This window comes from Porphyromonas gingivalis ATCC 33277 (assembly GCF_000010505.1).
Lineage (GTDB): Bacteria > Bacteroidota > Bacteroidia > Bacteroidales > Porphyromonadaceae > Porphyromonas > Porphyromonas gingivalis.
The window spans coordinates 635025-655672 of the sequence record NC_010729.1; the positions used below are offsets into that span (position 1 = coordinate 635025).

20 protein-coding genes and 3 pseudogenes are annotated in these 20648 nt (G+C 43.3%); 10 read left to right on the forward strand and 13 right to left on the reverse strand.

The window, feature by feature from the left end:
- Positions 1–126: 126 nt before the first annotated feature.
- From PGN_RS02760 to PGN_RS02770, 3 genes are all read left to right on the forward strand, one after another.
- Positions 127–1611 (forward strand): DUF3945 domain-containing protein, encoded by a 1485-nt coding sequence (locus PGN_RS02760; protein ID WP_012457617.1) that lies wholly within the window; start codon positions 127–129, stop codon positions 1609–1611.
- 95 nt (positions 1612–1706) lie between these two features.
- Positions 1707–3788, forward strand: a complete 2082-nt coding sequence (locus PGN_RS02765; RefSeq protein ID WP_012457618.1) for a type IA DNA topoisomerase — start codon at positions 1707–1709, stop codon at positions 3786–3788.
- A 141-nt stretch (positions 3789–3929) separates the two neighbouring features.
- Positions 3930–5570 (forward strand): hypothetical protein, encoded by a 1641-nt coding sequence (locus tag PGN_RS02770; protein WP_012457619.1) that lies wholly within the window; start codon positions 3930–3932, stop codon positions 5568–5570.
- On the opposite strand, the gene PGN_RS02775 is transcribed toward PGN_RS02770, so the two are convergent.
- Together PGN_RS02775 and PGN_RS02780 are read right to left on the reverse strand one after the other, a co-directional pair.
- Positions 5554–5832, reverse strand: coding sequence for a helix-turn-helix domain-containing protein (locus PGN_RS02775; protein ID WP_039417024.1), 279 nt, complete (start codon positions 5830–5832; stop codon positions 5554–5556). The genes PGN_RS02770 and PGN_RS02775 overlap by 17 nt on opposite strands.
- A 12-nt stretch (positions 5833–5844) precedes the next feature.
- Positions 5845–7056: pseudogene (locus PGN_RS02780) on the reverse strand (AAA family ATPase); the annotation flags it as partial.
- A gap of 150 nt (positions 7057–7206) precedes the next feature.
- On the opposite strand from PGN_RS02780, the gene PGN_RS02785 reads away from it, so the two are divergent.
- The 7 genes and pseudogenes from PGN_RS02785 (at position 7207) to PGN_RS02815 (ending at position 12081) form a co-directional block, all read left to right on the forward strand.
- A complete protein-coding gene (locus tag PGN_RS02785) occupies positions 7207–8109 on the forward strand; it encodes an IS982-like element IS195 family transposase (RefSeq protein WP_012457521.1) in 903 nt (300 codons plus the stop codon).
- A 38-nt stretch (positions 8110–8147) separates the two neighbouring features.
- Complete coding sequence (locus PGN_RS11535) at positions 8148–8462, forward strand: hypothetical protein (RefSeq protein WP_012457621.1); 315 nt, start codon at positions 8148–8150, stop codon at positions 8460–8462.
- Positions 8463–8545: 83 nt separating this feature from the next.
- Positions 8546–9631, forward strand: a complete 1086-nt coding sequence (locus PGN_RS02795) for an IS5-like element ISPg8 family transposase (RefSeq protein WP_012457622.1) — start codon at positions 8546–8548, stop codon at positions 9629–9631.
- Between the two features lie 145 nt (positions 9632–9776).
- A pseudogene (locus PGN_RS02800) lies at positions 9777–10280 on the forward strand (fusion protein); the annotation flags it as partial.
- A gap of 45 nt (positions 10281–10325) precedes the next feature.
- Entirely contained in the window at positions 10326–10580 is a 255-nt protein-coding gene (locus tag PGN_RS02805) for a hypothetical protein (RefSeq protein ID WP_039417026.1), read from the forward strand.
- A 4-nt stretch (positions 10581–10584) separates the two neighbouring features.
- Positions 10585–10806: a hypothetical protein gene (locus PGN_RS02810; RefSeq protein ID WP_012457624.1), complete on the forward strand. Its 222-nt coding sequence runs from the start codon at positions 10585–10587 to the stop codon at positions 10804–10806.
- A 216-nt stretch (positions 10807–11022) separates the two neighbouring features.
- Positions 11023–12081, forward strand: a complete 1059-nt coding sequence (locus tag PGN_RS02815; protein ID WP_012457625.1) for a Fic family protein — start codon at positions 11023–11025, stop codon at positions 12079–12081.
- Positions 12082–12111: 30 nt separating this feature from the next.
- Here PGN_RS02815 and PGN_RS02820 read toward each other — a convergent pair whose 3' ends face one another.
- From PGN_RS02820 to PGN_RS02870, 11 genes and pseudogenes are all read right to left on the reverse strand, one after another.
- Complete coding sequence (locus PGN_RS02820) at positions 12112–13494, reverse strand: hypothetical protein (RefSeq protein ID WP_012457626.1); 1383 nt, start codon at positions 13492–13494, stop codon at positions 12112–12114.
- 119 nt (positions 13495–13613) lie between these two features.
- Entirely contained in the window at positions 13614–14051 is a 438-nt protein-coding gene (locus PGN_RS02825) for a DUF3872 domain-containing protein (protein WP_012457627.1), read from the reverse strand.
- A 19-nt stretch (positions 14052–14070) separates the two neighbouring features.
- Positions 14071–14655, reverse strand: a complete 585-nt coding sequence (locus tag PGN_RS02830; protein ID WP_012457628.1) for a conjugal transfer protein TraO — start codon at positions 14653–14655, stop codon at positions 14071–14073.
- 4 nt (positions 14656–14659) lie between these two features.
- Positions 14660–15595 carry a conjugative transposon protein TraN gene (gene traN / locus PGN_RS02835; protein WP_012457629.1) on the reverse strand — a complete coding sequence of 312 codons (936 nt, stop codon included), beginning with the start codon at positions 15593–15595 and terminating at the stop codon, positions 14660–14662.
- Positions 15596–15668: 73 nt separating this feature from the next.
- Positions 15669–17030: a conjugative transposon protein TraM gene (gene traM / locus PGN_RS02840; protein ID WP_012457630.1), complete on the reverse strand. Its 1362-nt coding sequence runs from the start codon at positions 17028–17030 to the stop codon at positions 15669–15671.
- Complete coding sequence (locus tag PGN_RS02845; protein ID WP_012457631.1) at positions 17027–17290, reverse strand: TraL conjugative transposon family protein; 264 nt, start codon at positions 17288–17290, stop codon at positions 17027–17029. The genes traM and PGN_RS02845 overlap by 4 nt, the downstream gene beginning before the upstream one ends.
- A gap of 3 nt (positions 17291–17293) precedes the next feature.
- The gene (gene traK, locus PGN_RS02850) at positions 17294–17917 is read right to left on the reverse strand and encodes a conjugative transposon protein TraK (RefSeq protein ID WP_012457632.1); all 624 of its coding nucleotides are present in this window, start codon (positions 17915–17917) and stop codon (positions 17294–17296) included.
- Positions 17918–17934: 17 nt separating this feature from the next.
- Complete coding sequence (gene traJ, locus PGN_RS02855; RefSeq protein ID WP_012457633.1) at positions 17935–18921, reverse strand: conjugative transposon protein TraJ; 987 nt, start codon at positions 18919–18921, stop codon at positions 17935–17937.
- A gap of 20 nt (positions 18922–18941) precedes the next feature.
- A complete protein-coding gene (locus tag PGN_RS02860; protein ID WP_012457634.1) occupies positions 18942–19565 on the reverse strand; it encodes a DUF4141 domain-containing protein in 624 nt (207 codons plus the stop codon).
- Between the two features lie 51 nt (positions 19566–19616).
- Positions 19617–20069, reverse strand: a complete 453-nt coding sequence (locus PGN_RS02865; protein WP_256821962.1) for a TraG family conjugative transposon ATPase — start codon at positions 20067–20069, stop codon at positions 19617–19619.
- Between the two features lie 92 nt (positions 20070–20161).
- Positions 20162–20638: pseudogene (locus PGN_RS02870) on the reverse strand (group II intron reverse transcriptase/maturase); the annotation flags it as partial.
- Positions 20639–20648 lie beyond the last annotated feature (10 nt).

Here is a 20648-nt window from a genome sequence, read left to right on the forward strand (position 1 = left end):
AGGTGAGCTATCTAACGCCATCTAACGCCATCTGCAGCCACCTTCCTGAAAACAGGGTGGCATTTTTTTATATCCCATACCTTTGATTTGATAATCAAATATTTATTCATTTAAAAATCAAAAGTTATGGATGTAAATTCAAACAACAAGTCCGCCTCTGATGAACAGATGATGGACATTCTTCTTGTCTTTGACAAGGAAAAGAAAACGATTAATGCCGTAAAGGGTATTGATGAAAACGGGGAACTGCAAACCGTTCCGCCGAAGCAGGAACATAATAACGATTTCCTGAAAGTGGATAAGCAGGGTAACGCACTTGAAAATTTCTTGAAGAACTTTTTCAACCAGCTAAAAGACCCGACCCGTTTCAGTTTCTTCAAAATAGCACCCGAAGATACCGAACGGACAGTAAAAATCATTCAGGAGAATATCAAGAACCCGACACCTGCTGCCGATGAAATGCTTGATAAAATCCGTATCGAGCCTAAAGACCTGAAAGTGGAAAATCCGAAAGAATCCACAACACAGGAACAGAAGCCCGATACAAATAAGTATTTCATTGACCCTAACAAAATCAACTGGGACGACCTGAAAAATCTGGGTGTCACCAAAGAACAGCTTGAAAAATCAAAGGCTTTGGAGCCTATGCTGCAGGGATATAAGTCGCCTTCTACCTTTCCGATTGAAGCCAACTTCGGGTCAATGGTAATGAAAACGGATGCCCGTCTTTCGTTCCGTCCGGACAGTGAAGGGAATGTGGTATTGGCTATTCATGGCACCCGTAAAGGACCGGAACTTGACCGTCCGTTTTTTGGACACCAGTTTACGGATGAAGACAAAAAGAATCTTCGGGAAACCGGAAACATGGGTAGGATTGTTGATGTAAAAAACTACCGTACAGGCGAACTTATACCTTCTTTTATCAGTATCGACAAACAGACCAATGAACTGGTATCCATGAAGGCTTCGTCCCTCAAACTCCCTGATGAAATAAAAGGCGTTAAGCTGGATGAAAAACAAAAAGCTGACCTGATGGAAGGTAAAGCGGTATTCCTTGAAAATATGATTTCCGCCAAGAATAAGCCGTTCTCTGCCTTCGTTCAGGTTAATGCGGAGAAACGCAGCCTTGAATTTATCTTTCCTGAAAAAGAGCAAAAACAAACCCAACAACAGGGACAACAGCAGAGGAACGACCAGCCAGAAGGGGTGCGTATTCCCAAATTCCTTGCAGGAGTGGAATTATCCGATAAACAGCAGGCTGATTTGCGGGCAGATAAAACCATCTATGTAAAAGGGCTGAAAGATAAAGAAGGTCAGGAATATAACGCCTATGTAAAGGTAAACCATGAAAAAGGAAAACTGGATTTCTACAAATTCAATCCTGATAAAGTGAAAGAGAAAGCCAAAGAAATAACCCCTGCCAACGAACATAAAACACAAGTAGCGGTCAATTCCGAAGGCAAAACGAACGAAGCGACCAAGCATACGAAAGAACCTTTGAAGCCCGGACAAGCTACACCTACCGGGGAACAGAAGAAAAAGCGGGAAGAAAAGAAAGAAGAACAGAAGCCCGACAAACCTAAAAAGTCGCAAGGTCGCAAAATGAAATAATTATTAACCACAAAAGCCGTGTAAACGAGCGCAGAGCCAAACTTGTTTGAGCTATGCCGAGTGCAGCCGGATTTATCTAAAAATCCAATTATATAATGATAGCAGTAATAGCAGAAAAACCCAGTGTGGCAAGAGATATAGCCACCGTACTGGGTGCAACAAAAAAGAATGACGGGAACATTTCAGGTAACGGATACATCGTTACCTGGGCGTTCGGTCATTTGGTAGGACTTGCCATGCCTGATGCCTACGGAATCGAAAACTTCAGTCGGGAAAATTTACCCATACTACCGCAGTCGTTCCGGCTTATTCCCCGTCAGGTAAAAACCGACAAAGGACATAAGCCCGATAGCGGAACGGTTAAGCAACTCAAGGTTATCAAAGAAGTATTCGACCAGTGCGATAAAATTATCGTTGCTACTGATGCCGGAAGGGAAGGTGAATTGATATTCAGGTACATCTACCAATATCTTGAGTGCCGGAAACCTTTTGTCTGCTTATGGATAAGTAGCCTGACGGATAAAGCCATCCGGGAAGGATTGCAGAATCTCAAGGACGGGACAATGTACGATAACCTTTTCCGGTCGGCAAAGGCAAGAAGCGAAGCAGATTGGCTTATCGGTATTAATGCTTCCCAAGCGTTAAGTATAGCTGCCGGACGGGGGACGTATTCTTTGGGACGGGTACAGACACCCACGCTGGCGATGATATGTTCCCGTTATCTTGAGAACAAGAACTTCGTTCCACAGAAGTATTGGCAACTGAAATTACAAACCGGGAAAGATAGCATCGAATTTTCAGCCCTTTCAGAAGAAAAATTCGATAGCCAGCAACCTACCATCGACAAGCTGCAAACAGTAAAGGATAGCGGTCAGGTGCAGGTTAAATCAGTAGAATGTAAGGAAGTGAACCAAGAACCACCGCTTTTGTATGACCTTACCTCCTTGCAGAAGGGAGCCAATACAAAACTTAATTTCTCCGCAGATAAAACGCTGTCTATTGCACAAAAACTCTATGAAGGCAAGCTGATTTCATACCCCCGAACCGGAAGCCGTTATATATCACAGGACGTTTTCTATGAAATACCGGAACGTATTTCCCTGCTGGATACTTACGACCGGTTTGCCGGCTACGCAAAATCAATGAAAGGTAGTAATCTGAACCGTCGAACAGTGGATGATAAAAAAGTTACAGACCATCACGCATTGATTATAACCGAGAATAAGCCCGGCAGTTTACAGGCGGATGAACAAGCAATATACGAACTGGTTGCCGGAAGGATGCTGGAAGCTTTTTCGCAAAAGTGTGTCAAGGAAGTTACTTCAATTTCTCTCACCAGTGGCGACAGTATTTTTGCAGTGAAAGGAACAGTAATAAAGTCTGCCGGATGGCGGGCTGTTTTCAACACCCAAGAAGAAGGCGAAAAAAATACCGTTTTGCCAGCATTAAAAGAAGGTGATAATTTAGCTCTCTCCGATATTGAGTTGCTGGAAAAGCAGACTAAGCCCAAACCGTTGCATACGGAAAGTTTGTTGCTATCGGCTATGGAGAACGCAGGGAAAGAACTGGAAGATGTCGAACTGAAAGCCAGCATGAAGGATTCCGGTATCGGTACGCCAGCGATACGGGCAGCGATTATCGAAACTCTCTTTACTCGTCAATATATTGTCAGGGAGAAGAAAGCCCTTGTGCCGACTGAAAAGGGACTGGCGGTTTACGATATAGTCCGGGACAAGAAAATCGCAGACGTGGAAATGACAGGGATGTGGGAAAATGCCCTTTCCAAAATAGAAAGCGGGGAAATGAATCCCGATACTTTCCATAAAAGTACCGAAGTTTATGCTTCACAAATAACCAGCGAACTGTTAGGAATGCAGCTCACCTTAAAAACGCAGCTGGATTTAATCTGTCCGAAATGCGAAACAGGTAAAATTATGCTGTATCCGAAAGTTGCCAAATGTGATAATACCGATTGTGGGCTAATCGTTTTCAGGAATAAAAGCGATAAGCAGCTATCCGACAAACAGGTTATGGAACTGGTAACAGCCAAGAAAACCGGATTAATAAAAGGCTTCAAGAGTAAAGCCAGGAAGTCTTTCGATGCTTCACTGGCTTTTGACGACCAGCTCAATGTTGTATTCGTTTTCCCTGAAAAGAAAGGGAAATCAAGGAAATAATCTGAAATTCTGTATCTTTACCACAGAAAATTCCATTATGAATAGATTTTATGCTATCCGTAATTGAGGATTTTTGTGGTTAGCACCCGGTGGGGACGCCGTGTGCTTTTCGTAAAAGCTATTTATGTAGAATAATAGACAATGAGTACAGATGTAAAAAACAAAATTATAGTTCCGAAAGACTTGCATGGTTCTAAATTGCTATGCTTTCTTCATCCTAATAGATTTGAGACTGAGGATAAAAAACAAGCTGTTGAATTATTACATAAAATTTGCATGACAAATCTGACGGATTTCCACAAGTCAAATCAAATTAAAGATTTAATCCTAACAGAGGAAGAACGGAAGCTTGTTTTATTTCACGAATGGAACAATTCTGAAAACGCAGAAGTGAAATCACGCTGTAGTGATGTTCTTTGTAGATTTGAGAAAGATAAACGTTTCATAAAAGTAATAATATCAAATAATTATCTTGTCGCTTATCAGTTATTTGGTGAGATTGAATTTTTAATCCGCTCAATTACAGTTCGTGATATCAAGATTCTTAATACTGATGATTTTTTGAAAGATATCTTATCTGCAATTAACGATAAATTTAGTCATCCATTTTGGATTCAGAGAGTTGTTGATTCTATAAAAAAATCATACCCTGTAGAAAAACTTGAAAAATTATGCAATTATATTGAATGTCAAAAAAACAGCTTGATTGACGGTAATTATTCCGAAAAAAGAGAGTATATAAAAGCCCAATACTCACTTAAAGTAATAAGTAAGCAGATGTTTCATAAAGAAATGGCTTTATGTTTTGAAAATGAAGCAGATGCCACTGTGAATAATAAAGAGCCGAATACTTTTTATCCGAATTTAGTTGATATTTACCAAAATGCATATAATGAAATTTTTCAAATTAAAAATCAAGCACCAGAAGAGTTTGAAAGGATAAAAGGTAAGTTGCTACAAGAAAAGTCTGATTTTATGGATATGCTTTCTCTCTGCGGTATTAAAACTCAAATAGAACTTTCTGATGATTTCATTAAAAGTGTAGAAAAATCCGTTTCAAAAATCACTATAGGTAATTTTATTGACACAATTAACCTGATGCTTTCAATTCCTTTCATGACTTCGGAAGGAGTCAGTTCCTATGAAGCAGCAGTGAGAAAGGCAAGCCCTGTGTCTTCTATGTTTGGACACAATCAGTTAGATAAAAAGGGAAATGTCGTAGGCGTAGCAGAGTCAGAGAAGTCATTAAAAACAGAAGCTCATATTTATTTTCGACAAAAAAGGCTGTACGCAATATGGACATATATCAATCTTCATCAATGGTCAAATATAAAATCGGAAGAGGATTTTATCTATTTCTATTTGCAAAAGGAAAAACCAGTATATATAGAAGAAGAAAACTTGATATTTTGGACTAAAGGAATTGCCGCAGGCTTAAATAAAGACTTTATAAGTGCATCTCATATCCTAATGCCATATTTAGAGCATGCTTTGCATAATATTGCTGAAATCACAAAGGGAAACATAACTACTTTAGAGAAAAAACGTCAAGAGGCTCCTTCTTTAGGTGTAATTTTCCCGATGCTTCAAGGCGTGATTGACGAAGAAATACTATATGAAATAGAATCCTTTCTACAAAATGGGATAGATGTCAATTTCAGGAATAATTTGTCTCATGGACTTCTAACTCATTTTGAAATTGAGAAATATGGAATCTATTTGTGGTGGATATGCTTAAAACTGTATTTTGAAGGAAAGAGTATAATTAAAATCGTTCCCTAATCAGTTTGTGCACATCCGAAGCCTTATAGTAACATCTTCCATCATCTAATTTGATGTAAGGTAGAATACCCTTTGCTCGATAGCGTTGAAGTGTGCGAAGGCTGACTTTCAAGAGAAACATCAAATCCTGATTATCTAAAAGTTGTTCACCATCCAAGCAATTACGTTGGGTTGTCAATCGTTCGATTTTCTTATCCGCCATTTCGAACCTGTCCATTATACGTTCCATCCAGGCGATGAATGTTTCTCTATCTATATTCATGACAATAACCGATTAAAAATGACCTTTGATAAAATAACTCTGATTTGAAGGATCTTTGATGATAATTTCCTTCTCCCGCATAAAACGGATATAGCTTTTCGCCGTGCGTTCCTTTACATCCATAATTTGCTGTATCTGTTCGCACAAATCTATATAAGTGATAAATGTTTGTTGGTCGAAAACTTCACGGGTAACGCTTACCAGTTCCTTTTCTTTCCGTTTCTCTTTCTCTTCACGGGGCTTTTCTCCAAGATACAGGTGCATTCCGACTTCTTTGTTCCAAGTGAACTGCATTAACGGAACATCCAAAGGACTGCCTTCACGAACTTTCAGAGCCTTCACGACTGATATAGTCGGATCATTATCCAACTCAATGGAAAGAATCGCAGCCGCTTTACGTTGCAGTTCCGACCCCAAGTGCCCACGAAGCTTTAATCCGTTCGGAACATAGTGCAATACACAAACAATACAGGTCTGATATATTCCAGCCAATCGGTAGAGTTCATCGACAACCCGCAAACTTTCGGCTTCATCATTGGCGGAATGTACCAAATCGGCAATACCATCTATTACAACCAACTGGATACCGCCATATTGATAATGAAACTTATCCATGCTTTGTACAATAGCCTGTAAACGTTCTTTGCGGGACATCCCGGTAAGACAGAAGGCTTTCAACTCTTCCGGCTTTTCTGCTTGTTTTGCCCGCTTTAATAGGTTGGAAACATTCTTAAACAGCTGTACTTCGGACTGTTCTGTATCATACAGCAGAACAGCTTTATTTTGACTGTTTTCGTATACATGGATTCCCAACGTATCTATACGAACATTTTCCGGTTTTATCGACCCAGCCACCAGTGCTGCCACATAGTTGCTTTTCCCAGTTCCTTCACCGCCTGTGATACAAAGGATATTTCCTTGTGTACCCAGTGGTACATCCCCGGCAGATATGATTTCCTGTGCTTTTGCCGGAGGATTATTAAAGTCTATTTCGCACGATTTCAGCATAGTCATAGTATCGCTGTATAGAGTATCTAAAAAATCAAGGAAGAGTTTCAGAAACGATTCACGGTTATTCCCAAGCCTGAAATAATCGGATATATCTTTCTCTTCTTTTGTTCCTGAAAGTGGTAATAGAAGGCGTTTTACGCCGTATTCTGCCAACTGTTTTTTATGTTTGGAAGAACTCTCAAGCCCGGTTTTATCTACATCATAAAGTAACGTCAGTTCGACGTAAGAAAAAGCCAATGGATTTGTTTTCTGATTAGTGGTAAACGCCCAAAGAACGTGGGCATTATGCTTGAAAAAGTAGCGAATTATTTGTATCTTAGCTGTTGACAATCAATAAGATACGAACAAACAAAACGCTACTTTATGAAGACAAATATAGTTGATGTTTTTTGCATCATAGATGATTTCTCCAAGCTTTTTGATGAAGCAATCAAGAAAAAGACCCTCGAAGAGGCAGACAAAAAACGCAGGAATAGAAAGTTTAAGATGTCGGACAGTGAGGTCATGACCATCCTGATCCTGTTTCATCTGTCAAGATACCGAGATTTGAAAGCTTTTTATCTTCAATACATCACCCATTCTTGTCGATCCGAGTTCCCACATCTTGTCTCTTATAATCGCTTTGTGGAGCTGCAAAGCAGGGTAGGTTTCAAGCTGATAGCATTTCTCAATATGTGTTGTTTGGGTCAATGTACAGGCATCTCTTTCATCGATTCCACCCCACTGAAGGCTTGTCATATCAAACGAGCTCATGGGCATAGGACAATGAGGGGATGGGCTCAAAAAGGCAAAAGCACCATGGGTTGGTTTTATGGATTCAAGCTACATATTGTTATCAACGACAGGGGTGAAATCATCAACTATCAAATCACACCGGGCAATTGTGATGACAGAGAACCTCTGAAAGACGGAACATTCACCAAGAATCTTTTTGGCAAACTCATTGCCGATAGAGGCTACATTTCCCAAAACCTTTTTGACCGGCTCTTTGTCGATGACATCCACATGATAACCAAAATCAAAAAGAACATGAAGAACTCCCTGATGCATCTATATGACAAAGTTTTATTGAGAAAGAGAGCCTTGATCGAAACGGTCAATGATATGCTCAAAAATGTCTGTCAGATAGAGCACACGAGACATCGCAGTGTCAACAATTTTGTCACCAACCTGATCTCCGGTATCATCGCTTACAACATCCTGCCTAAAAAGCCTGAACTCAATATTGAAATCATCAGAAACCCTAACTTTCCTATTTCCGCTTAGATCGAACTGACGTTAATACAGCAAACATTATCAGGCCCTTGAAAGAGAAATTCGGCATCGGCTTTTATTACGACAGCGAAAATCCGCAGTTTAAGGACAGCTTCGAAGTGGCGATGCTCCTTCAGGAAGCACAGCAAAAGAAACAGGCAGAAGATGAAGAAACCCAACGAGAACGAATACGAGCCGAGAAAGTCGAACAAGTCGGGAGGGAGCGTTTAATACGGATTTTCCCCGAAGATGCACAGGCGGTTATCGTAGCACGTCAGATGCAGGATGAGAGTGATCCATATACGGATTATCACGCAAGTCGCATCATTCGAACCGTTATTTTGAGACCTTTGCACGGCAATTAGTGTGTATTTTGTTTGTTAATTCATTGTATAATAGGGAGTTATTTTGTATATTTGAGTATTAAAAACAGCATAATATTCCTCCCATGGCATACCAATCCAAGAATACCGATGAGCATGTAACATTTGCAGACGCACTCCTTTCAAAGCGTTATCGCAAAGCACAAAACGACTTCCTCAATCAGGTTGACAGGCTTATCGATTGGCGTCCGATCAGGAGGCTGATCAACAAGAAATACACGAAGCGACAAAATGCCATCGGTGCCCCGGCTTATGACGTGATTCTCTTATTCAAGATGTTGCTTTTGGAGACATGGTACAACCTCAGTGATTGTGCTCTGGAGGAGCGCATCAATGATTCAATCACCTTTTCCCGATTCTTGGGACTGAAGATGGAAGAGGTATCTCCCGACCACAGCACCATCAGTCGATTTCGTTCGGCACTGACAGAGTTGGGTCTCATGGACAAACTATTGGCGCAGTTTAACAAACAACTTTCGCGCCATCACATTTCGGTAAGGGAAGGGGTGCTTGTGGATGCAAGCCTTGTGGAGACGCCGCATAAACCCAACGGAAGCATTACGATTGAAGTCGCAGACGACAGAGAAGACAATCGGAGCGAGGCGGAAAAAGAGGCAGAGGAGGATTATCAAAAACAGGTTGTCCGCCGGCGTAAAGGGACGGATGAAGAAGCCCGTTGGGTGTACAAACAAAAGCGTTATCACTACGGATACAAAAAGCATTGTCCGGCCAATGTTCAAGGCATTGTTCAAAAGGTGATAACGACAGCAGCGAACCGCAGTGACACGAAGGAGTTTATTCCGCTATTGCAGGGTGCAAACATACCTCAAGGTACAGCCGTCTTGGCGGACAAAGGATATGCTTGCGGGGAAAATCGTTCCTACCTGCAAACCCATCACCTTCAAGACGGCATCATGCACAAGGCACAACGCAACAGGGCATTGACCGAGGAAGAGAAGCAAGGAAACAAAGCAATCAGTCCGATACGGAGCACCATCGAACGCACCTTTGGCAGTATTCGGCGGTGGTTTCATGGCGGACGATGTCGATACCGGGGACTTGCCAAGACCCATACTCAAAACATTCTTGAAAGCATCGCCTTTAATTTATACAGAACCCCGGGGATAATTATGTCCTCATCTGTAGGATAAGGCATAACCCCCCTTGAGGAGCTCGTACAAGCAGCTCCTCAAAGGGGGGATTTACAACTACTTTCACTCTTTACTGCCACCCCTTTCACTCGCTCCTTTTATGCGAAGAACTCCTCTTCCCTCCACCTCCTTATTTTTCAAAGGTCTCATTTTAGGCTTTTCCAAACATAAAAGAGACCTGTTTTCCGAAATGAGAAAATACGCATCCCATTTTGAAGGAACTGCCTATTTGAGCGAAAAGAACGAAAAATATGAGCATCGGGAAAAATATTCGATGGGAGCAGGATATTATTTGGGTAGAAGCAAATACAGCGGTTGGATAATCGAGAAAATACCTGTGTACAATCGGGAGCAGACAATTAAGGATTTAGCTTACACGGCAGGGGAAGAAGAAAACATACGGCTTGGCAATGCCATAGCGACACATCCCGACAAACAGTCTGAGCAAACAGATGGGAATTACACGCTTGTAGAGTATTCCGAAAAAGCCGTAGCCGTTTTCGGGGAAACACGGGCAATCAAAGAGGAGCTTAAAGCAATGGGTGGACGCTTCAACAGCCGATTAATACACAACGGCAAGAAGTCGGCAGGATGGATATTCCCGAAGTCGCAAGAAGAACGATTAGCCCATTATTTCGGATTGAATTAAATAACAAGGGGCAAGGTTTGCTCTGCCCCACCAAATGCAACAGATATGAAAACAGAAATAGAAAGTATCGTATGTAATTGGGCAGACGAGGTACCTCACATTCTTATAAGGGTTATCAATGCCGTAGCCCTATCTGCTAATGAGGAGGAATTGAGAACCTCTATAAGGCAGATAGCTGAAGAAACAAAACTTGACGAATTCTTCGCCTATGGTTACGGCGCACATCACTTTTGGCTTACACATCGCAGACCGTCCAATGGTGAGCCGATGCCAAACAGATTATTAAAGGTTGAATTTTAAGGATATGAAGAAGCAAATTTACAGAATACGGACACAATACATCTTTGAAGGTGTGTTTGAAGTGCTTGCCGAGAGCGGAGAGGAAGCACGGCAAAAAGTCCTGCAAGATTGCGGACTCGTAATGGGAGGAAACATCTACAGCACCTTGCCCGATGAAGAAGTAAATTGGGCATTCGACATCCATCCGGAAAAGCGGATAGGCAGGATAGAGAAAAAGACAGAATAAGGAACAGCGGGCAGTTTTTCTACCCGTTACTTTTTCCATGACTTGCCTGATGGACGGGGAGAAAAAGTAACAAAAAACCAAAAAGGAATGAAATTCATTCGATTTGTTCAATAATAACTCAATTAAGAGAATCGCTAAATTTGAGAAGGTTATCACAATTACAGCCCCATATTTACATAGAGCCAATAAGCATATTCCCGAAAAAAAGTTTTAACTTTGCATGAAACAAAAAATTATATACGCAATAATCCGAAAATCAAGAGGGCTGCAAACCGAATGGGCACTTTCTTTACATATAATCCCTTATGGCACGAGCAAATCGGTAAGATTTATGCTCTGTTGGAACGTGTAAAGATTTCGGAGGAGCAGTCGAAAGACGTATTGCACCTGAGAAGAACAAACCGCATTCTTACGGTCGGCTCTACAACGGCTATTGAGGGCAACAGGCTCACTGTCCAGCAGGTGTTTGATGTGATTAACGACAAGGTCGTGTTTGCTCCTCTGCACGATATTCAAGAGGTGAAAAACGCTTTTTCGGCATACGGGCAAATACCCGATTTATATCCATATAGCGTTGATGACCTTCTGAAAGCACACAGGGCTATCACCGAGAATCTCATTCAAGAGTCGGGGCAATTCCGTAGTGTTGGCGTTGCCGTTGTCGATAGCAAGGGAAAGGTGTTGCATTCGGGAGCAAATTTTGAAGAAGTGCCCGCACGGGTTGCCGAGCTATTGGAGTGGGGAAAAACAACCGATACGCACGCACTTATAAAGAGTTCGGCCATGCACTTTATGATAGAGCATATTCATCCGTTCCGCGACGGAAACGGCAGAATAGGACGGCTTTGGCAGACACTTATTCTCTCGAAATGGAACGAGCTTTTTGAGTGGCTTCCCGTAGAGACAATGATTTACTACAACCAGGAAAAGTATTACCAAGCCCTGCAACAATCGCAATCCAACAGCGGTACGCCCGACTGTCGCCCCTTTATCGACTTTATGCTTGATATTATCGGAAACGCGATGGTTCGATATGTTGAAAGCGAAGAGAAAGACAATGGTGGTTTAAGGGGTGGAATAAAAGGTGGATTAAATGAGGTTGAGCAAGCGATTGTCTCATTAATCAGAGAGAACCAATATATTAGAGTTTTTGAAATGGCTCAAAAACTCTCAAAGCCCGTCCGCACCATCGAGAATCATATTAGCCGGCTTAAAGAGCGAGGTATCGTATCCCGCATGGGCAGTAAGAAAACGGGCTACTGGAAAATTAATTGAGAACGGTTTCGTATAAATACGGATAATCATCTATATTTGTTCCCCATTCTCTTTTATAGAATCTGTTGGCTTCACATTTATTGTATGTGATGAATAAGGGAAAATTTTAGGCATAAAACTTCGTATTAATTTACTTTCCATATCAAAAAAACATTGTGCGACAGAATCGTTAAACAAAGTGGGGTCTAATGGATATAGGGCATGTGGGTTATGATAAATCATAACTCCTTCACTCCATGTTTCATTAGCATTCTCATCAACATAATAATTAACAACATCAGGTTTATCAGCATTTTCATTATGATTATAAATTGTCATTGTGCGTACTAATAAACTATTTCCATTCCCCATTCCAGCCTGTCTGCCTATCCTGTTAAATTTAGACAATGTTGCTGTTGATGAAAAGATTATAGCACTAATATTTTTATTAGCTTCGTCTAACAAGAATCCTGCAGGAATTTGTGTCCCATTACTTTTTTGGAAAAAATCTATTTTTTGGGGATTAATAACTAATTCTCCTGTTTCTGAGTATTTGTAGTCGTTGTACTTATATCCATATAAGTATTCTACTAATGAATTAAATGACCATGTCATAGACATCGTGTCATGGAAATCCGCAATAGCTATAAGAAAAGGTTTATTTTGGACATGCTTCTTTTCCCAATATTTCTTTTTTGCCTTATCATAAATTGCGCTTCCAAACATCAAAGGAACATTATTTTTTAATTCCGAATTTATTTCATCCGGTGATTTAGGCGTGTAATCAGTGATATTTTTTATATTTTCAGGTTTCCTGCTTATTGTTACTGCTTCGATTGCAATCTCTTTATCCATTTTATTTACAATAAAATCAGGGGCTTCAAAATCTCTTTTAAATGAAAAAGATTGTTCTCTAAAGAAACAAAATAGATATAATTCAAAAATACGAGAGTCAAAGCCATTTAATGATTGAAATTGGTCTATAAAATTCCCGTCAATATCTTTGTAATGGTATGATATTTCTTTAATAACTTCTTTTGCACTTGAATGAAAATCAGATTCTTTTAACAATTTATAGTGAGGATGTATTATTTTTTCATTATCCAAATCTTTAAATAAATCGAAAAAATCACTATAATTATCGTGTTGAATAATAGTATCCTCATTAAATGATTGCTTAATCCATTCTCTTGCTTCCGTAATAGTTTGCATATCAACATTAACCTTCACTGCTCTGTATTGCATAGATTTATCTCTTGATAAAATCCCAGCAGAGTAATTATTATCAATCAAATCCAAACAAATAAAACCAATCAAATCGCTACCATCTGTATAATACTCCAACTCTTTTGTAATCAACCTAACAAAAGGTTCTCTTGAGAACAGAGCTATTATGTCAAAATATTTTTTGGATAAAGGAATTAAATCTTTCATCTCACAGTACTTTAGAGTGTAACTTCGGACTACAACTTGTAGTTCTGCACAAAATTAGTCACAAATAAACACCCAGTAATAAAATACTGGGTGTTTATTAGCATATTCATTTCAAAGATTTATTCTTCCTTGTTGTTGTCATTATTGAACGATAGCGAAAATTGCTGCACCTGACCGAAGCTATCCTCGATGTACACGTCGATGACCTGTTGGCCGGTAGTTCGAGAAGTGTAATACAGCCTGAACTTTTCTTTGGTGAGCGGATAGCGTTCGTTGGGCTTGAAGACTGTACCGTCGTCCATCTTTAACCGTCCCTTACCATCGGGTTGAAAGTACCTTATGGAATAGCGGGTGTTTGCAAACTTACCCTGCCGTTTGAGCGTGCAGCGTATCTCTACCGTCTGTCCTTTGATGATGTTCTTCTGCACGGGCATCGTTTCCACGGTGAACGGGTACGCCTGTTGAATATCCAACTCGTGATTACAAGCAGACAGGCAAAACATGGCGAGGGCAAGCAGCTCCGTCACCCAAATTGCGTTTAATACTTTTCGTTTCATTGTATCCTCCTTTCTCTTTTTAGTGTATCATCCATTTCAGTCCTGCCCCGAATTGCGCATGAAACCGCCCGGTAGATGTGCCCCACAGCACCCGTTCGCGGGCAGTCAGAAGCAGCACGATACGGTCGGACAAATACGTCTCCATTTCGAGGGTGAGTGCTCCGCCATAGACAAAGCCGTCTTTGTTCCGAAGAGTAGCCCCGTCGAAGAGCGTCTTTTCACCCCAATTGCTTGTTTCGTATCCGGCAAGAGCGGATGCTCCGAGCGAAAACAGCAGCGTCTTACCGGGCGTAGAAAGAAAATTCAGGAAGTAACCGCCTTCTCCTGTGAACTGGCTGACGGGGATTCGATTCGCTCTGTACGGATAATACTTGTTCAGGTGCTCTGCGCCAAAGACCCACTGATGGCCGCCTTTAGAGTATGTGGCCATCGACAGTCCGAAAGAATATCCTAACTTATTCCTGCTATCCAGACGGTGCATACCGTCTACCATTCCTCCTGTTATCCGTATGCCCTGCATGCCGGGCAGGCAGCGTTGGGCGTAAGCCTGATTCGTGGAAAACAACGTCCACAGAACCGAGAACATAAATACCAGCTGTTTCATAGACTCACTTCACTTTTAGTTCACTGATTACACGGGCTCTCACAAGATCGGTATTCTCTACGGTGAACGACTGATGGCGTCCACCGTCTTTTTCGTGCAACTCGACCACAAGATGCTTATCGTCGGGAATGGTAAACTTCGGCAGCGTAAAAACGGTTCGCTCCGTTCTCTTTCCTCCGGCACACATCAGATGGTTATACGCTCTGAGCGGGGCAATGACCTGTTCCTGAACAGCGGTGCGCTTGACTACCTTTTTATCGATGATTTTGAACGTGATGTAATCTACGTCGAATGGCACATGGGAAGCGTTTTTCAGTTGTGTATGGAAATAGAGCAATCCGTTGTGCGTGTAAATCCCTTTCAACGTAAATTGGATGCCGAAGCGTTTACTCCCGATATGTTTTATCTCACGCCTGTTGTTTTGATGGATGGATTGCATAATCAGCCTGACGAGCAGGGGCGACTCGTTCCCTAACTCTTTCAGGTAAATATCCATCGCATTGTTCGGGCGGTTCACCGCTTCGCCATCGCGGATAAAGTCGGCCATCTCGATGCTTAACTTGACCGGTTCGTCGGCATACTTCACGTTGAACGTGTAATAGGCTCCATCTTCGGTAATCACCGCCAGATTACTCTCACGGGAGAAATCCCGAAGCGCGGCCTTCACCCGCAGTACGTTTTCCGCCCCGTCGGCTTTGGCGGCCAACAGGTCGGCGGAACCCAAATCCACGTAGCGAATCGCTGCCGGGAAGATGATATGCACGGTTTTGGAGAACGTAACCTCCAGCGCATACGGCGGTATCATGCGGTTAAAGGTGAGCGGGCGTGTCAGCCCTTCAAAATAATCTCCTTTGGAAGGAGAAGAGAGCGTGTCGGCTTGCTGTGCTTGCGCCGTTGTGATGCACCCGATAAGAGCGCATGCCAAAAGAATTGATTTCATACGAATTTGGTTTTAATGATTTTCTGTTTGATACTGTTTGGATATTTTAGTGGCGGATTGTCTCCTTGTGATTTTATGTTTTGGGGAGCAGTAATACTTTGTATCCCGCTTTCAATGTAACCTTGACTTCACGCATCTTTTTGCCGATGTATTGCGAAATGCCCTGCATGGCGTTTCGTCCCAAATCGGCAGCCAGTTGCGAACCCGCATTTCCCCCGATGGTAATGTTGCTCCCCGTAGAGGCTCCCATGTTGGCAGCAATCTCTTTGGCGGCATTGATTTCGGTCGAGTTAGGAACAAAAATGCCTTGCACTCCATCGATGTCGTACACCTCCAGTTCGACCGGGATTACGTTATCGGCATACTGAATGGAGCTGATGGTGATATGCAGGCGTTCGCCTCCGAGCTTGGAGCTCCCGATAAGGATCGTATTGGCCGGTATCAGGAACTGTCCGGCTCTCATCGATTCCAGCAAACGCAGTTGTAGCTCTTTGCCGTTGGACAAGGTTACGGTGCGATATACCGAAGCCCGGATGCTGTTCTTTTCCGTTACGTCTTCCTTTCCGGCAACGGTGATAAAGCTCATATTGCGAGGCCGGGCATACTGTTCCAGAAACGCTTCGTCTTCCATCGGAGCGGATAACAGGGTAACGACGTCCGGCCGTACTTGCGATACGGGGAGAGAAACAGCTTTTTGCGGGAGTTTACCGCTTGTATTGACAGCCTCTTCCGATTGTGTTCCCTGTTGTTCACCCTCCGTTACAGGCTTTGCTTGCGATGCCGCCATATACTTCGCCGCAATCGCATAGGACTTCTCAATCATGTCAAGTTGTTGATCGGTGGAAGATTTTTCTTCCAATTGCCTTTCTAACTCCTGAACACGATACTCCAAGGCGAGTTGTGTCTGCTCGTCCGCTTCTTCTGCGGGTTGGTCGTACCAGCTGCTTAATTGACGGTTGATGTTCTGATAAGCGTGTGCCGAAGAGCGGAGGCCTTCGCTATTACGGGGATTGCGACCATCCGTATAACCGGATGCGTTGTTCGCTTCCGTTACACGGGCATCTGTTACATAATCGCCGTGTTCTTCTTCCGTAAGGAGCGAAAAGTCTTGCAGCGTACGCATCTTTTCCTGCTGCTTGCTTTGCATGGCTTCCCGTTCGTAAGCTTCCCGCTTATCCCCGACAATGGCTTCATCTTTCGGGATAGGCAGTTCGGGATTGAACCCGTCGGACTGCGTATTCTCTTTGTTGCCGGAAGGAGCAAAAATGAACCACATCGCTCCGGCAAAAATCAGGAAGAAGAGCGGGTAAACCAGCATCTTTTTCCGCTTCTGAATCTCTTGCGGAGTAAGCTCCTTTCCGGGTTTATCCGCCTTCTTCTTTTGCTTCTCGACAACTTCCGCTTTCGGGTCGTTGCCTTCATGTTCTTTATTCATCGTGGAATGAGTTTAATTGTTTTTATACTGTCTGTTTGCGATTCCGGTTTCAGATACCTGATGCGCTCTATCGATATATTCCGCTTGCCTTTTCCCAGCTCATAAAGAGAAGAAACGGTCATGTAGAAGGCCAGCATTCCGAAGAGGACAAGCAGGAGAAGTACCGTCCTTATCCGGCTTTGGGGAGACATCTGTTCCAATCGAGAGCGTACGTATCGTTCCGTCCGTTTTTTCAGGATTGCGATGCTGTTTCTTATCATGGCTTACCGGTCTATGGTTCGTATATCCCTGTTCGCGATGATTTCGAAACGTTCCATCATGAACCCGTGCGGGTTATTGTCGCTACGGACGGAGTTACGCAGGTCGCAACGGGTAACGAGGCTTCGCTCCGTTACGTTGCTTGCCCGGATAATCCTCTGTGTGGCATAGACCGTTGTCCTGTAGGGATAAGTGTCGAAGTTGCAGGCAACCGAATCGACCCGGAGCATCTGATGGATATTGCCGGCCACAATCCGGTTGTAATACCCTTTTTCCTGCATATCCTGATAGTAGCGGAAAGCGCTCTTGTCGACCAGAAAGAGGGCCCGGTTGATGTTCGATTCGATGGCATTTCTGTCGGGCGAAAGGGTGAAAAACAGTTCGTGAAAACGTTTGACATGCTCACGGGCTTCGACCGGACGGTTCTGTGCCAAATCCTGCGAAAGCGCCAACATAAGCGACTTGCCTTCATCCAATACATAGATTTTCTGCCGCTGGGCTTCGGCAAAGGAGTAGGAACTCCAAACCGAATACCCGGTAATTCCGGCACATAAAAGGACAAATACAAAGACCATCATCCGTATTTGTCTGAAACTTGTTTCGATATTCTTTAAGCTTTTGAACTCCATAGTTTTTGTTTTTGATTTTACTTACCGAGCAACCGGCCTCCTACATTTCCGAGTGTGGCTCCCGCGACTCCGCTTGCCACCCCTCCGGCCTTGCCTGCCGTTTTGTTTACCGCGCTGCCGTATGCTCCGGCCCCTCCGGAATGGATAATCCAACCGGCAACCGTTGGGATCGTAAAGTAGCCGACGATTCCGATAACCAGAAAAACGATGTAAAGGCCGTTCGATCCGTCGGGAACGTAATTGGGGTCTTGCAGCAGAGCAATATCCTGTTGCAGCATCAAGGCCTGAATCTTCGACAGGACTGCCGAAAAAAGGTCGGCCACGGGTAACCAGAGATAGACCCCGATGTAGCGTGCCAACCACTGGGTGAGTGTCGCCTGAAATCCGTCGTAAACGGAAAAAGCAAAGGCTATCGGCCCTAATATGGACAGTACGATGAGAAAAAACGTACGTATCGTGTCGATACTCAAGGCTGCGGCATGGAAAAGCAGTTCGAAAAAGTTTCTGACAACCTCCCGAAACCACGTCTTGATGTCGTACCAAAGCCTTTCTCCCCACATACCGATGATTTCGGGAGTATCCATGATACCCAGGTCTTTCATCTTCTGGTCATAGGCTTCGTCATCGACCAGCCACGCTTTACCTTCCCGCAACCGGGCTTCGTAACGGAGCTGGTCTTTCTGTTGTTGCAATGCCTGCACATCGGTTATCTGGCTCTCCATGACGGTATGCGATCCTTTGACGATGGGACTCATCACGGCGTGAATGCTTCCCAAAACAAGTGTCGGAAAAAACAGGATGCACAGGCCGATCGCAAACGGACGCAACAAAGGAAACACGTCGATGGGTTCGGCACGCGCGAGTGCCTGCCAAACCCTGTAGGCCACATAGAACAAAGCTCCGAGACCGGCTAAGCCTTTGGCTACGCCGATCATGTCGGAGCAAAGCGGCAACATCTCCTGATAGAGATTGGCAAGAAGCTGATGCAGATTATCAAAGTTCATGTCTTCTTCTCTTTTTTGAGTTACCAGTAACGTTCGGAAGGACTGCCATACAACGCCAATACCCGTTTCATGTCATTTTTCTCTTTTGCCCGGATGTACGATACCGAGATACTTTTCCGGGTATAGTACTTCGTCAGGTTGCGGTACTCCAACATCTTGTTGTATATCTGGTCGATGGCATCCATCCGCTCCTTGTCGGACAGCGATAGCCCATTGCCCTTGGTTACGATGTTTTTCAAGTCCGAAACCAAAGCGCCTCCTTCTGCCAACAGTTTGGCATATCCCGTAGAGATCGCCGTCAATTCATCGGGAGAAAAATTCGGGTCGCTTACCATCTTGTTGAATCCGTTCACGTAGATATCCGTAATTTCGCTCACCATTTCGATGGTCAGCTTCACCTTGCGGGCATCTTTAATCAGGCTGTGTACGGACTTCAGCGCGTCGTAATACTCTTTTCCCTGCTTGTAGATTTTAATGCTTTCATTCAGGTTTTTAATCATATTCGCTGCCGTAGAAGTTCCCTGCACGGCGCTGATGATGTTTTGTACCAAATTGGTCGGGTCGGTTACCACCCACTGTGCTTTGGCCTGATAGGAACACACGGAAAGAGCCGCTACCAGACACGATAAAATAATTCGTTTCATGTTCTTTGATTTTTAATAATTGATAATGATTCGTTTCTAATAAAAGGAAGTTTACAGGCTTTCCCTGCCTTGCCGTTCTCTTTCGGCCATCTGTTTAATCGCCAACTCCATATTGCCGTCCAATTGTTCGGTCAGACGCAACACTTCCAGTTTTTCAGACTCTTCGGTCGTGTACGTGTAATACTCTTCCAAACTAACCTCAGTGGCATAAACCGCCGATTGTACACCGCCCAGCCCAAACCACACCTCCTTATATTTACGGCTGGGCACATTCGACATATTGATGGAAAGGATCTGCGACTTCTCCTTATCCGTCAGGCCGAGTAAAGCCTGAATGCTGTCGAACTTATTCATGTATTTGCGCTGGTCAAGCAGAATCTTACAATCACTGTTGTTAATGATACTCTCCTTGACGATAGGCGAGGCGATGATATCATCGACCTCCTGCGTCACCACGATAGCTTCACCGAAAAACTTGCGGACGGTCTTAAGTAGGCTAAGCACCCAGCGCCTTATCATATTTCTATGGTAGGTTTCCAAATGCTCGCCCCCGAACCGGACTTACACCTCTCAGCGTATCCGGCTCTCCACTAATTTCAGTCTATCTTTCCGTCATGTATCTTCTTGTGACAACTCCTGCACACGGCAATCGTCTTGCGTTTGCGGGCAATCATGTGTCGTTCCCAGCTTTCCTTACCCTGCAAGTTTTTTAGTTTTCTTACATGGTGCATAACAAGGTCGTCTGTCGCTCCACATAATTCACACTCACGGGCTTTCAGTCTTTCAACAAGGCTTGTCCGCCCCGCAGTATAAATTGTTCGTGGCATAATGTCACATTCCGATTTATAGGTGGGCTTCTTTCGTTTGAAGCCACCGTCGTAAAAGTATCTTTCCTTTACACCTGTTTTAGTCATGTGTTTTATGATAAACCTACCGTTCTTACGATATTTTTTGTTTACCTCACGTGTGCGGCACTTGTATTTGCCTGCAAACGTTTTGTACATGCTGTATTCCATGATGTACTTGAAATTATTCAAGGCATGGGCGCAGTTGTTGGCTATGGAGTAATAATTAGAGACCTTT

What these genes read in the sequence shown, in the direction of transcription:
- PGN_RS02760 (WP_012457617.1), top strand. Translation starts at nt 127, where the DNA reads ATGGATGTAAATTCAAACAACAAGTCCGCCTCTGATGAACAGATGATG.
- PGN_RS02765 (WP_012457618.1), top strand. Translation starts at nt 1,707, where the DNA reads ATGATAGCAGTAATAGCAGAAAAACCCAGTGTGGCAAGAGATATAGCC.
- PGN_RS02770 (WP_012457619.1), top strand. Translation starts at nt 3,930, where the DNA reads ATGAGTACAGATGTAAAAAACAAAATTATAGTTCCGAAAGACTTGCAT.
- PGN_RS02775 (WP_039417024.1), bottom strand. Translation starts at nt 5,832, where the DNA reads ATGAATATAGATAGAGAAACATTCATCGCCTGGATGGAACGTATAATG.
- PGN_RS02785 (WP_012457521.1), top strand. Translation starts at nt 7,207, where the DNA reads ATGAAGACAAATATAGTTGATGTTTTTTGCATCATAGATGATTTCTCC.
- PGN_RS02795 (WP_012457622.1), top strand. Translation starts at nt 8,546, where the DNA reads ATGGCATACCAATCCAAGAATACCGATGAGCATGTAACATTTGCAGAC.
- PGN_RS02805 (WP_039417026.1), top strand. Translation starts at nt 10,326, where the DNA reads ATGAAAACAGAAATAGAAAGTATCGTATGTAATTGGGCAGACGAGGTA.
- PGN_RS02810 (WP_012457624.1), top strand. Translation starts at nt 10,585, where the DNA reads ATGAAGAAGCAAATTTACAGAATACGGACACAATACATCTTTGAAGGT.
- PGN_RS02820 (WP_012457626.1), bottom strand. Translation starts at nt 13,494, where the DNA reads ATGAAAGATTTAATTCCTTTATCCAAAAAATATTTTGACATAATAGCT.
- PGN_RS02825 (WP_012457627.1), bottom strand. Translation starts at nt 14,051, where the DNA reads ATGAAACGAAAAGTATTAAACGCAATTTGGGTGACGGAGCTGCTTGCC.
- PGN_RS02830 (WP_012457628.1), bottom strand. Translation starts at nt 14,655, where the DNA reads ATGAAACAGCTGGTATTTATGTTCTCGGTTCTGTGGACGTTGTTTTCC.
- traN (WP_012457629.1), bottom strand. Translation starts at nt 15,595, where the DNA reads ATGAAATCAATTCTTTTGGCATGCGCTCTTATCGGGTGCATCACAACG.
- traM (WP_012457630.1), bottom strand. Translation starts at nt 17,030, where the DNA reads ATGAATAAAGAACATGAAGGCAACGACCCGAAAGCGGAAGTTGTCGAG.
- PGN_RS02845 (WP_012457631.1), bottom strand. Translation starts at nt 17,290, where the DNA reads ATGATAAGAAACAGCATCGCAATCCTGAAAAAACGGACGGAACGATAC.
- traK (WP_012457632.1), bottom strand. Translation starts at nt 17,917, where the DNA reads ATGGAGTTCAAAAGCTTAAAGAATATCGAAACAAGTTTCAGACAAATA.
- traJ (WP_012457633.1), bottom strand. Translation starts at nt 18,921, where the DNA reads ATGAACTTTGATAATCTGCATCAGCTTCTTGCCAATCTCTATCAGGAG.
- PGN_RS02860 (WP_012457634.1), bottom strand. Translation starts at nt 19,565, where the DNA reads ATGAAACGAATTATTTTATCGTGTCTGGTAGCGGCTCTTTCCGTGTGT.